The following is a 12,700-nucleotide window of genomic DNA, read 5'->3' as shown; positions in this document are numbered from 1 at the left end:
CAGAGGTAATTGGTACGGATGAAAGCAGAACAGAAAAGACGGCAGGAGCTGATCGCTGCGACCATACGTGAAATTGGCGCCGAGGGGACACTGAATGTCACCGTAAGCCAGATCGCAAAGCGTGCGGGTGTTTCTCCGGGTCTGGCCTTTCATTACTTCGGCGACAAAGAGCAGCTTTTTCTGGCAACGATGCGGTCGATCCTGCGGACCTACGGCGCGTTGATCCGCGCCAATCTGGTTGGGAAAACAGAGCCTGTTGAACGGCTTACAGCCATTCTTGAAACCAACTTCTCGCCCAGCCAGTTCGAAGACGGCGCGGTGGCGGCTTGGCTGAACTTCTATGTTCTGGCCCAGACCTCGCCCGAGGCGCAGCGGCTTTTGGCGCTGTACCATCGTCGCTTCCATTCCAATCTGGTTTATTCACTGCGACCCTTGGCGGGCGACGCAGCGCATGGCATTGCTGAACGTCTGGGTGGCTTGGTCGATGGCCTTTACCTGCGGTTCGCGCTGAACCGCAGTCATGTTGATCCCGGTCCGGCCGTTGCTCAGGTTCTGAAAGCCCTTGAGGTCGAACTTTCCGCGCTTGACGGTTAAAGCCGCGTTGTATCGTAGCCGTACCAATCCAGAATAGTCCTGGCCGCGGTCATCCGTTCGCCGGGTTTGCCTGTCCGGTCCATAACAAAATACCAATGCCCATCCGGATCGCCCATCGCGACGGTCCGCGCGTCCGCGTCCAGCCAATGCACCCAAAGCGCTGTGCCAGCGGCATTGAACTGGCCAGGACCTACCTGTGCCAACGGCAACGCCGAACCATTCACGGCCATCACGCCTTGCCCTATGGATACCTTGGACCCTACTGGTATGCCCACGCCAGCAACCACACGCCAGTCTCCTGAAATTCTGGCTTCTGTCGCGTCCACCTGCGCGGCGACAGGCGCGGATTGATTGCGCAATGCCATAGGCGCCACCGTTTCGGCGGGTTTCTGGCAGCCAACCAACACAGTCATTCCGACAAACGCGCAAATTAATGCCGTATTTTTTCTTTTATTGATCACGAAAGCGCACCACCCCTGCCCGATTTGCCCGCTACGCCTAGGACAAACCAGATTGCAGGTGTCCAGTGAAGCATTTTCCGATTCTCCCAAGCGACGCGTCGCGCAGCCAGCGGCTTGAACGCCTGTTTGCGCTGCATGGGCAAGTCTGGCGTCAAACGACGCTTGCCGATCAAGCCACGGATAAGCCTATGACGCTCGACGCGTTGATGGAGTTCCAGAACCGCGCGAACCGGTCCTTTACTCTTCCTCAGACTGCCCTTGCTGCTGAGTAGCACGGTTCCCACGGAAACCCGTCGCCACCACAAATTTTTCCGATGAATCCGATCGCGACGCCGGAGGCTTCATATGCATGACTTTGGTAAAGTTCTGCTTCAGGATCTTCTGCAAATCACCCTCGGCCCCGCCCGCCAGCACCTTGGCAACGAATGTGCCGCCTTCTTCCAGAACATCAAATGCGAAATACGCGGCCGCTTCACACAGCGCCATAATGCGCAAGTGGTCGGTTTGCTTATGACCGGATGAGGCCGCAGCCATATCAGACATGACCACGTCGGCCTTACCGTTCAACCATGCTTTTACCTGATCGTCGGCATCATCTTCCATGAAATCCAGCTGGTGGATTTCGCAGCCTGCGATGGGCTCAACCTCTTGGAGGTCGACGCCCAGAATGGTGCCAATGGCCTTGCCCTTCTTTTCGCCCAGCGCATTGACGCGTTTGACCGCGACCTGACACCAGCCACCCGGGGCGCATCCTAGGTCAACAACACGCGCACCGGGCACGAGGAAACGGAACTTGTCGTCCAGCTCCAGAATCTTGTAGGCGGCGCGACCGCGATAACCATCCGCCTTGGCGCGTTTCACGTAAGGATCGTTCAGTTGCCGCTGCAACCAACGGGTCGAGCTAAGCTTGCGCCCACGGGCGGTCTTTACCTTGACCTTCAAATCGCGTTCGCCGCGTCCCGAGGTGTTCTTGCTTGTTGGTTTCTTGGCCATGACTTTACTTTTTCATTGCGGATCGCACCGTTCGCCCGACCCTTTTGGCGCTATTTGCCCTTAAAACGGGCCGTCCTCAAGCACTCCGTCCGCCGACATCTGTGCATAAAGCAGCCCTTCACGCAAACCACGATCCGCCACAGACAGGCGATCTGTAGGCCAGCAGCGCAAAAGCGCCTGCAAAATCGCGGCCCCTGACATGATCAACGCCTGACGATCCTGACCGATACGCGGATCTTTACGGCGACCGTTCGGGCCCATTTCCAGATAACGGTTGATGACGGTTTCGATCTGATCGGATGTCATCCGCAGACCGTCCACCTTGGTCCGGTCATAGCGTTTCAGCCCCAGATGCGACGCGGCTACGGTGGTCACCGTTCCAGAGGTGCCAACGATCTGAAACCCTTCCCGCGCCTGTTCGTCCTTGTATGGCGCGAACTCGGCAAGGTTTTCTTCGAAGAACCAGCTCATCAACGCATAGCGCGCGGCGTCATCTTCAACGTCGAGAAACTGATCCCGCAAGGTCGCAACGCCCAACGGCACGCTGATCCAATCCACGACCTTGGCAGCAGGAAACGGGCTTTCAAGCTGATGGAAGCCCGCATGCAGGCGCATGATGGCACGGGGGCGATCACGGTGCGGAACCGAGGATAGGTCGATCCAGACCAGTTCGGTCGATCCACCACCGATATCGACGACCAAAAGCTGTTCCGTTTTGGTCGACACCAGGGGCGCGCAGGAAATGACCGCCAGACGGGCTTCATCCTCGGGCGCGATGATCTCAAGCGACAGACCGGTTTCGCGTTTTACCGCACGAATGAATTCGCGCGAGTTGGCGGCACGGCGACAGGCCTCGGTCGCGACAAGCCGCATGCGTTTGACCTTGTGACGCTTGATCTTTTGCTGACAGACCCGCAGCGCAGAGATTGTCCGCCCCATGGACGCACGACTTAACCTGCCCGTTTTTTCAAGCCCATGACCTAACTGAACTGATTTAGAAAAGCTGTCGACAACGTGAAACTGACTGCCCTTAGGCTGGGCAATCAGCATACGACAACTGTTCGTACCCAGATCCAATGCGGCATACAGCTCGCTCGGATCCGGCCTTTGCGGCGCGGGGCTCTCTACCGGTTTCGGGAAAGCGCCAGCACCGTTGGGACGCTTTGGCGCCATGTCTATGCGCCTTTCCGAATAACAACTTACATTCAGTATATGCAGCACCTGACAACTGAGCAATGGGCAACACGCTGCTTTCGTCGCAATGCTTCGCACTGGCCCTGTGCAATTTGGCCAGGCCGAAGCCAACTTGATCAATATCGCCTTGCCCGAACAAGCCGCGCAAAACATCATGCGCCAAACAAATTAAAAGGTTGGCTATGCCTATCTACCTGCCACAAGACGGCGTCTATCTGCATTTCGGCGCACATCGCACCGGCAGCTTTTAGGATTTTCTGGCCAGCAACGCCGCCTGCCGTGCGATGCAGACGCATTTCGCTAGCGGCAAGAAACTGTCACCTGCCAGTCTGTCCGAGATGATCCGCAAATACGCCGACGACAGCTCGGGCCCACCGATTGCAGCATTCTCGGATAAAGATGCCGAAATTCTGCAAAGCAGATACGCGAACGACATTGCCCGCATCGGCAAAATGTCCGGTGTGACCCTGATAAGGCGCCAAATACGCCTATTATGAGCCGCGCTCACGTTCTGTGTGAAAACTTTGGGTTGAACGCACTGTAGCCACCTTGGCGGCTTCCGCATATGTACAGGACGTCGCGAAGATCGCACCGAGGGTCGAAATCCGACCGCGCGTGTCGTTTCTTCCGCGCTATGCTGAACTATCACGAGGGAGGCCAAGATGCCTGACGTCACCATTGTCTACTGGCGCGATATCCCCGCGCAGATCACCGTGGGCAAAGGCCGTCGCGGCACCAAGGCCCAGTTGCCCGAACGCTTTGAACAGGCCATCGACCGCGCTGCCATGAAATCCGGCGCAGCAGGCACCGATGAATACCTGTCCGAATGGCGCAAAGGCACCCCTTATCAGGTAGAGGGCGAAGCATCCGAGATCATTCAGGCTGAAACCGCACGGATCGACCAAGAGTACGACACCGAACGGCTGAAAGTCTTGATTGAAAACGGGGGCAAGGCCTGAAACGCATAGGCGTAGGAGGAATACATGGCCGTGATTAAATTTGGCAGAAAACAAGCCGCGACAAAAACCGCGACCCCGGCGGCGTCCGCACTTTTGGCCAATGCCTCGATCGAGGTGATGCCGCGCACGGCCGAAAAGGTCGAAAGCTTTACAAGCATTCTTCCTGCCAACACACGCGTCTACATCGCGCATATCGAAGGCACCCCGATCGAGGATATGGTCGCCACCGCCAAGCGTATCGCTGGCGAAGGCTTCCCTGTGATGCCGCACTTCCCTGCCCGAATTATTGCCGACAAGGCGACGCTGGGTGACTGGATTGCCCGCTATCAGGGCGAAGCTGGCGTTGATCAGGCGCTTGTTCTGGCTGGTGGCGTCAAGGAACCCCACGGCGATTTCGAAAGCTCGATCCAGCTTTTGGAAAGTGGCTTGTTCGACAAGGCGGGCTTTAAACGCCTGCATGTTGCTGGTCACCCCGAAGGCAACCGCGATATCGACCCCGATGGCGGCGAGGCCGAAGTGACCAAAGCGCTGGAGTGGAAAAACGCCTTTGCCGAGCGCACCGACGCACAGATCGCCATGGCGACCCAGTTTGTGTTCGACCCCGAGCCTGTCATCGCATGGGCCACACGCCTGAAAGACGCAGGCATCACGCTGCCCGTTCACGTGGGCGTCGCAGGCCCCGCGAAATTGCAAACGCTGATCAAATTCGCCATCGCCTGCGGTGTCGGCCCGTCCCTGTCGGTGCTGCAAAAGCGTGCCAAGGATGTCACCAAGCTGTTGCTGCCGTTCACACCTGACGATGTGGTCGATGGCATCGCTGATGGCGTAGCAGGCTCTGACGCCACCAACATCGAGAACATTCACCTGTTCCCGCTGGGTGGCATCAAAGCCAGCGCCGAATGGCTGTCCGAACGTCGTGGCGACACCCTGACAAACAGCAAGACAGGATAAGTCTTTCACCATGCGCCCTGCCCTGCTTTTCGATCTGGACGGCACCCTGCTGCACACAGACCCGCTTCATGCGGCCGTGTTTCAGGAATTGTTCGCCGAACGTGGCAGGGCCATTGATGAAGCCTATTACCTGCGTCACATCCACGGCCGTCTGAACGCGGACATCTTTAGTGAAGCTTTTCCGGATGAAGATGCGGAGGCGTTGAGCCACGAAAAGGAAGCCCGTTTTCGTGACAAACTCGGCGCGTCGGCAGAACCGGTTGCCGGTCTGATCGAACTTTTGGATCTGTGCGATGCCAAGGGCTGGGGCCGCGCGCTAGTCACCAATGCGCCGCGCGTGAACGCCGATGCCATGCTGAATGCCATCGGCCTTCGCGACCGTTTCGAAACGCTGATCATCGGCGAAGAATGCAAACACGGCAAACCGGACCCTGCGCCCTACCTGGCCGCCATGCAGGCAACAGGGTCAGGCCCCGAACTCAGCGTTGCCTTTGAAGACAGCCCTTCCGGCATGACAGCCGCCCGCGGATCCGGTGCGTTCTGTGTTGGCCTTCGGTCCAGCCTGAATGATGCAGAACTTCGCGCCGCTGGCGCTCATATGACAATCGACACCTTTGATGATCCGCTCCTTCTTACAGAGCTTGATCGCAGAATGACCCCAACAGGAGCACACTCATGACCCGTACTATTATCGAGTCAGCCACCAAGACCGCCATTATGGGCTTTGACCAGCCCTTCTGCGTGATCGGCGAACGGATCAACCCGACGGGCCGCAAAAAACTTGCCGCCGAACTGGAAGCTGGCGATTTTTCCACCGTTGAAAGCGACGCACTTGCACAGGTTGCCGCAGGCGCCAACATTCTGGATGTGAACGCAGGTGTTGTTTACAACTCGAACCCTAACCCGAACGAAACCGAACCGCCGTTGATGCGGAAGATGATCGAACTGGTTCAGGGCCTTGTTGACGTGCCGCTTTGTATCGACAGTTCGGTTCCCGCGGCGCTTGAGGCCGGTCTGGAAGCCGCCAAAGGCCGCCCGCTGGTAAACTCGGTCACAGGCGAAGAAGAGCGTCTGGAATTTGTTTTGCCGCTGGTCGCGAAATACAACGTTCCCGTTGTGGCGATTTCGAACGACGACACAGGCATTTCCGAAGACCCCGACGTCCGCTTTGCCGTGGCCAAACGTATCGTTGAACGCGCAGCCGACTACGGTATTCCGGCGCACGACATCGTGGTTGACCCGCTGGTAATGCCCATCGGCGCGATGGCGACAGCAGGCAATCAGGTCTTTGCTCTGGTCCGTCGCCTGCGCGAAGAACTGGGCGTGAACACGACATGCGGTGCGTCCAACATTTCTTTCGGCCTGCCCAACCGTCACGGCATCAACAACGCGTTCCTGCCCATGGCCATGGCCACAGGCATGACATCGGCGATCATGAACCCGATCGCCCTGCCGGTTTCTGCCAAGAAGATCGCAGAAAAGCGCGCGGAAGTCGAAGCGGCTGGCGTAATGCTGCCGCCGGATATGGACGACGAAGCGTTCTGCAAAATGTTCAACCTCGGCTCGACCAAGTACCGCGCAGGCAAAGAAATGGAAGCCATCCGCGCGGCCAACCTGCTGACGGACAATGACGCACACGGTGGTGACTGGATTGCCTTCAACAAGGATCCGGACGCGGCACCTGCAGGTGGTGGTCGCGCAGGTGGCCGTCGTCGTCGTCGCGGCTAAGTCGTAGCTAAGCGCTTGATTTCTGACAATTCGCCGGGCGCCCTTAAGGCGCCCGGCCTTTTTTGTTCTTTGGCAAAGCCCGTTTCACCATGCTACCCAACGAGCCAAGACCAAAGCACCACAACTAAACGACAAAGGCCGTAACCCGATGAAAGCGCTGCTGAACTCCGCCCTTCTTGCCGCACTAACGACGGCACCTGCATTCGCGGACAAGCTGGACCCGGAATGGGCCACGCCACGCGCATACTATATCAAAAAGTCCACTGCCGCCTGCGCTGGGGACGAAGACGCCTTTGCCGAGCTTTTTGATGCTGCGACGCAGGGGTATAATCCTGTCGCAATGACCAGCCTTGCCTGGATGATCAGCCCCAATCAGGATTGCGCTTTTGTCCGCCACAACGCCGAAGAATGGGTCGGCTTTGTGCGGCGCGGCGCCGAGGCCGGCTATCCTGTGGCTATGAAGAACTACGGGAACCTCATGTTGCAGGGCGAGTACGTGCCCGAGAACAAAGTCTTTGGCCTGACCATGCTGCGGTTCGCCGCCAAAGAGGGGCACGCCACCGCCGCGGCCGACCTGGCATTGATCTTCTATGAAGGGCTGTATGGCATTCCCGAAAATATGGAATTGGCTGTAGCCTACGCGGAGAAAGCCAATGATCTGGGAATCACCGGCCCGCTAGCCGAGCGTATGGACGAGATTACCTACACGGGCGCATGGTGCGGCGCCTTTGGTTGCGACGACGCAGACTGATGGGCAGTCTTCTGACTGGGCTGTAACGAGCGCACGTCGACAGCCTACGCCCATCTAAAAAAGGATACGCGAGGCTGGGGGCGATGCCCCCAGCCCCCCTGAGTATTTTCGGACAGATGAAACAGAGGCGCTGCGGGAGGTTTGGATTGCAGTGGCTTATTTTTAGCGCTGGAACAGTTGGGGAGAGTGGCTGACGCTTTCGACGATACGTCGCGTGATGATCCGCATAACCTGTATGCCGAAGCTTGGGTCTTGGAAATTCAACTGCATGAAGGTCTTTTCATCGACCATATAAATTCTGGTGTCTTCGGTGCAGCGCGCTGTCGCCATGCGTTCTTTGGCGTCTGAGAAGAAGGCGATTTCGCCAAATATTTCACCAGCCCCGAGTGTGACGTCGATTTCTTCGAGATACACTTGGCCTTTTTCGATTAGGTAGAGGTGGTCAGGTGCATCGCCCCGCCGAAAAATGGTCATGCCTGCTTCGAGATCGCAAGATTTTCCATAGGCTTTGAGGACCGAAAAATCATCGACCTGTTCTGCGCGGGCGGCTTCGACCTTGCGGCGCAGGGACAAGATTTGCCACGCCCGATAGAGGTTGAATGGAAGCAAGGCCAATTCCAGCGCCAACGACGGCCAGATCCCGATAATGCCGTAGTAGCTGATGAAAAATACGCTCGACAGCACCGCGGCGACACGGAGCGGCAGCATCGTTTTCATGGAATAGGCTGCAAGGGTCGCAGCCGAACCGGCCCAGCCCAAGAGTTCGACAGATAACATACGCGGGCGCCCTACCAACCTGTTCAACATTGTTCGGATCAGTGCGGGACCCGACAGGGGTCTTTACCACGCATGAACGAAACACTCTGTGCGAAAAGGCATCAAACGTAACATCAGTTTGCCAAGAGCCGCCCAATGCATGGGTTCGCAGAGTATTTCAGGACAGATGAAACAAGCGATCCAAGTTGGGTCAGTTGCCCGCTTGTTTCTGCTTGGTTTTGGCACGTTTCTTTTCGTCGCGGACTTTTTCGGCAAGGTCGCGAGCGATAGCGAAGGCGCCCTGAATTTTGTCCTTATCGGACTTCCAGTCGCGGCGGATGACGATCTTGTTGTCTTTGACTTTCGCCAGACCGTTCTGATCCTTGATAAAATCGACCAGCCCTTGGGGCGAGGCAAATTTATCGTTGTGAAACTGGATCGTCGCGCCTTTTGGCCCGCCGTCGAGTTTGGCGATACCTGCGCGTTTGCACATGGCTTTGATCCGGACCACCAGCATGAGTGTGTTGACCTCACGCGGGAGTTTGCCGAAGCGGTCGATGAGTTCGGCGGCGAAACCCTCGAGTTCGACCTTTGTGGAAAGTGACGACAGACGGCGATAGAGGCCAAGGCGGACGTCGAGGTCCGGCACGTAATCCTCGGGGATCAGAACCGGGACGCCAAGATTGATTTGCGGTGCCCATTGATCATCGGTTTCCGACAGACCTTCGAGTTCGCCTGCTTTGATCTTGGCGATCGCCTCTTCCAGCATGGATTGATAGAGTTCATAGCCCACATCGCGCATCTGGCCGGACTGTTCTTCGCCCAGAAGGTTGCCAGCGCCACGGATGTCGAGGTCCTGGCTTGCCAGTGTAAAGCCCGCTCCAAGTGTGTCGAGCGATCCAAGCACGCGAAGGCGTTTTTCGCCGCCGGGGGTCAGTTTTGCGCGCGGCTTGGTGGTTAGATAGGCATAGGCGCGGGTTTTGGAACGTCCGACCCGACCCCTGATCTGATAGAGTTGCGCAAGGCCGAACATGTCGGCGCGATGCACGACCATGGTGTTGGCCGTCGGGATATCCAGACCGCTTTCAACGATCGTGGTCGCCAGAAGAATATCGTATTTGCCGTCGTAGAAGGCATTCATACGATCATCCAGCTCGCCCGCTGCCATTTGGCCATGCGCCACGACATAGGTCAGTTCAGGCAGCTGTTCCTTCAGGAATTCTTCGATCTCGGGCAGATCAGAGATGCGCGGGACGACATAGAAGCTTTGCCCACCGCGGTAATGTTCGCGCAGCAAGGCTTCACGGATTGTGACCGCGTCGAATTCGCTGACATAGGTGCGGATGGCAAGTCGGTCGACCGGTGGCGTGCCGATGATCGACAGGTCGCGCACGCCGGTCAGCGACAATTGCAATGTGCGCGGGATAGGTGTCGCTGTCAGGGTCAGAACGTGCACATCAGACCGCAGGGATTTCAGGCGCTCTTTGTGCGCGACGCCGAAATGTTGTTCTTCGTCGATGATCAGCAGGCCGAGGTTCTTAAACTTGATGTTCTTGGCCAAAAGGGCGTGGGTGCCGATGACGATGTCGACGGTGCCTTTGGCCAGACCGTCGCGCGTTTCGCTGGCTTCCTTGCTGCTGATAAAGCGGGACAGACCGCGCACCTCAAGCGGGAAGCCGCGGAAGCGTTCTGCAAAGCCTTTGAAATGCTGACGGGCAAGTAGCGTGGTTGGCGCGATGACGGCCACTTGCACGCCTGACATGGCCGCAACAAACGCGGCGCGCAGGGCGACCTCGGTTTTGCCAAAGCCCACATCGCCACAGACAAGGCGGTCCATGGGCTGGCCGGATTGCATATCGGCCATCACGTCTTCGATGGCCCGCAGCTGGTCGTCGGTTTCCTGATAGGGGAAACGCGCCGAGAACGCATCCCATGCGCCCGGGGGCGGTTCGAGAATTGCGCCCTTGCGGAGCGCGCGTTCCGCCGCGATGCGGATCAGCTTGTCCGCCATTTCGCGGATGCGCTCTTTCAGGCGGGCCTTTTTGGCCTGCCATGCGCCACCGCCCAACCGATCCAGCAGACCTTCGTCATGGCCGTATTTGGACAAAAGTTCGATGTTTTCGACCGGCAGATACAGGCGTGCATCTTCGGCGTATTCCAGCAGAAGGCACTCGCGCGCCGCACCCGCAGCGGTGATGACCTCCATCCCCTGATAGCGGCCAATGCCGTGATCGACGTGGACCACCAAATCGCCCGGAGACAGCGACTGAACTTCGGTCAGGAAGTTTTCAGCCTTACGGCGTTTCTTGGGTTGGCGGATAAGCCGGTCGCCCAGCACATCCTGTTCGGAAATGACTGTGATCGACTGGTCGTTATTCCATGGGCCTTCAAAGCCGTGCTCCAAAGCCCAGACAGCCAGATGTAGGCCCCGTTTGCCAATGCGCGTGCCATCGGAAATCGGAATGGCTTCGGCCAGCCCTTCGTCTTCGATCAGACCGGTCAGTCGTTCGCGCGCACCCTCGGAATAGGATGCGATGACGACCGGACCACGTTCAAGCTTCACCTTAACATGTGACGCCAGTGCACCGAAAAGACTTATACTTTCCTGCTGTCTCTCAGGGGCGAAGTTACGACCCACGCGACCACCTACATCCACAGCACCGGGACCAGACGCTTGTGGCAGCGGGCTTAGCTGAACGCTCCGGCGATCACCTACGGCCTCTTCCCAAGCCGTTTCATTCAGATAGAGTTGATCCGGCGGACAGGGTTTATACACCGTATCCATTCGGTTCTTCGCGCCCATCGCTTCTTTGCGGGTCTCATACTGATCCATGATCGAGTCCCAGCGCGCAATTCGGGCCGGTGTCGTCTGTTCATCCAGCACCACTGTGGCGTCCGGAAGATAATCGAACAGGGTTTCCAGATGCTCGTGGAAAAACGGCAACCAGTGTTCAAGCCCTTGGTATTTGCGCCCCGCGCTGACGGCCTCGTACAGCGGATCTGCCGCACCGCCAGAGCCGAATTCGATCCGGTAGTTCTGGCGAAAGCGTGTGATCGCCTTTTCATCAAGGATCACTTCAGACACTGGCGCGAGTTCGATCAGGTCAAGCTTGTCCGTGGTGCGCTGGCTCACGGGATCGAACCGGCGTGCGCCGTCCAGAATGTCGCCAAACAGGTCCAGACGGACGGGACCGCCCTCACCCGGCGGAAAGATATCGATGATGCCGCCACGGATGGCATAGTCGCCCGGCTCCATGACCGTTGGCGCCTGCACAAAGCCCATGCGCACCAGAAAATTCCGCAAGGCGCCTTCATCAACACGGTCACCGACGCGGGCGGTGAAGGCCGCTTCCCGCAAAACGGATCGCGCAGGTATGCGTTGGGTCGCCGCGTTCAGCGTTGTCAGTAGAGCAAATTGGGATGGCATCCCGTGCACCAACCCAGCCAGCGTCGCCATGCGTGCCGCAGAGATGTCCGGGTTCGGAGACACACGATCAAATGGAAGGCAGTCCCACCCCGGGAAGGTCACAACCGGCATGTCGGGCGCGAAAAAGGCCAAAGCTTCTTGCATGTGCGACAGGCGCTTGGCGTCGCGTGCCACGTGGATGACGGGGCCACCTGCGCGTTCGACCTCTTTCAGCACCAGACGAGCATCAAAGCCCTCCGGTGCGCCGCCCATAAGAATTGGTGTGTTCTGTGCCATACTGGCTGACATGGACCGCGCCTCAGGCGGCGTCAACCGCCGAAAACGCCTGCACTCAGGTTCTGGAACATACCCCAGAGCGCTGTCACAAAGATCGACACCATGCCGATGGCCTGCACAATCAGGCGGTGACGCGTCATCGCCTTGCGCAGCGGTTCGTCTGATAGCTGGTTTCCGGTGATCTTACGGGCTGTTCTGATGCTGAGCCCCCAAACCAAGGTCATAGGTGCCGCCATCAGGAAAATCGCCTGCGCCAGTTCGATGTCGAAAACAAAGGCCAGCACGGCCAAGGTGCTCAGCAGGAACGACCCGATCGCCGCCATGATCAGGCCGGCTTCTTCGGTGATGAACAGAATGCGGTTACAGTTGATCCGGACAAGGCTTTCGAAATCCTGTTCCGCTTGACCACCCTGTCTCGCTGCGCGTGCCACCATGTCGAACGGAACGCCGATCACCCAATGGCTTGCTGTAGACCACAAAACTGCAAGCCCGATCCAGAACCAAAGGTTGGAGAAAGATCTGAAATCGATCAGTTCGTAAACTGTTTGATGCCAATCCACGCGGCACTCCATTCTAAACGTGTGCCATGTCTAGCGCCCCTTTTCAGGAT

At 57.9% G+C, this 12,700-nt stretch carries 12 protein-coding genes; 6 read left to right on the top strand and 6 right to left on the bottom strand.

The features are described from left to right. Window positions 1–18: 18 nt before the first annotated feature. Entirely contained in the window at window positions 19–594 is a 576-nt protein-coding gene (betI, locus tag C4S59_RS05695) for a transcriptional regulator BetI (protein ID WP_103909532.1), read from the top strand. Here betI and C4S59_RS05690 read toward each other — a convergent pair. The 3 genes from C4S59_RS05690 to C4S59_RS05680 all read right to left on the bottom strand — a co-directional run bounded on the left by C4S59_RS05690 (window position 591) and on the right by C4S59_RS05680 (window position 3,221). Next, window positions 591–959: a lipocalin gene (locus tag C4S59_RS05690; protein ID WP_234994691.1), complete on the bottom strand. Its 369-nt coding sequence runs from the start codon at window positions 957–959 to the stop codon at window positions 591–593. The genes betI and C4S59_RS05690 overlap by 4 nt on opposite strands. Window positions 960–1,292: 333 nt before the next feature. Continuing rightward, window positions 1,293–2,048 (bottom strand): RlmE family RNA methyltransferase, encoded by a 756-nt coding sequence (locus C4S59_RS05685; protein WP_103909530.1) that lies wholly within the window; start codon window positions 2,046–2,048, stop codon window positions 1,293–1,295. A 60-nt stretch (window positions 2,049–2,108) separates the two neighbouring features. Next, window positions 2,109–3,221: a Ppx/GppA phosphatase family protein gene (locus C4S59_RS05680; RefSeq protein WP_103909529.1), complete on the bottom strand. Its 1,113-nt coding sequence runs from the start codon at window positions 3,219–3,221 to the stop codon at window positions 2,109–2,111. Window positions 3,222–3,904: 683 nt separating this feature from the next. On the opposite strand from C4S59_RS05680, the gene C4S59_RS05670 reads away from it, so the two are divergent. The 5 genes from C4S59_RS05670 to C4S59_RS05650 all read left to right on the top strand — a co-directional run bounded on the left by C4S59_RS05670 (window position 3,905) and on the right by C4S59_RS05650 (window position 7,631). Then, window positions 3,905–4,201: a virulence factor gene (locus C4S59_RS05670; protein ID WP_103909527.1), complete on the top strand. Its 297-nt coding sequence runs from the start codon at window positions 3,905–3,907 to the stop codon at window positions 4,199–4,201. A gap of 24 nt (window positions 4,202–4,225) precedes the next feature. After that, entirely contained in the window at window positions 4,226–5,152 is a 927-nt protein-coding gene (locus C4S59_RS05665) for a methylenetetrahydrofolate reductase (RefSeq protein ID WP_103909526.1), read from the top strand. 10 nt (window positions 5,153–5,162) lie between these two features. After that, the gene (locus tag C4S59_RS05660) at window positions 5,163–5,831 is read left to right on the top strand and encodes an HAD family hydrolase (protein ID WP_103909525.1); all 669 of its coding nucleotides are present in this window, start codon (window positions 5,163–5,165) and stop codon (window positions 5,829–5,831) included. Continuing rightward, entirely contained in the window at window positions 5,828–6,880 is a 1,053-nt protein-coding gene (locus C4S59_RS05655) for a dihydropteroate synthase (protein WP_103909524.1), read from the top strand. The genes C4S59_RS05660 and C4S59_RS05655 overlap by 4 nt, the downstream gene beginning before the upstream one ends. A 148-nt stretch (window positions 6,881–7,028) precedes the next feature. Continuing rightward, the gene (locus C4S59_RS05650) at window positions 7,029–7,631 is read left to right on the top strand and encodes a tetratricopeptide repeat protein (protein WP_103909523.1); all 603 of its coding nucleotides are present in this window, start codon (window positions 7,029–7,031) and stop codon (window positions 7,629–7,631) included. Between the two features lie 162 nt (window positions 7,632–7,793). On the opposite strand, the gene C4S59_RS05645 is transcribed toward C4S59_RS05650, so the two are convergent. The 3 genes from C4S59_RS05645 to C4S59_RS05635 form a co-directional block, all read right to left on the bottom strand. Continuing rightward, window positions 7,794–8,408 (bottom strand): Crp/Fnr family transcriptional regulator, encoded by a 615-nt coding sequence (locus C4S59_RS05645; RefSeq protein WP_234994690.1) that lies wholly within the window; start codon window positions 8,406–8,408, stop codon window positions 7,794–7,796. Between the two features lie 190 nt (window positions 8,409–8,598). Then, window positions 8,599–12,090 (bottom strand): transcription-repair coupling factor, encoded by a 3,492-nt coding sequence (mfd, locus tag C4S59_RS05640; RefSeq protein ID WP_103909521.1) that lies wholly within the window; start codon window positions 12,088–12,090, stop codon window positions 8,599–8,601. Between the two features lie 32 nt (window positions 12,091–12,122). After that, entirely contained in the window at window positions 12,123–12,650 is a 528-nt protein-coding gene (locus C4S59_RS05635) for a component of SufBCD complex (RefSeq protein ID WP_103910282.1), read from the bottom strand. Window positions 12,651–12,700 lie beyond the last annotated feature (50 nt).

Source organism: Thalassococcus halodurans, assembly GCF_900108225.1.
GTDB lineage: Bacteria > Pseudomonadota > Alphaproteobacteria > Rhodobacterales > Rhodobacteraceae > Thalassococcus > Thalassococcus halodurans.
Note: the sequence above shows the minus strand (reverse complement) of the source record. Positions and strands in the feature narration are given on the sequence as shown.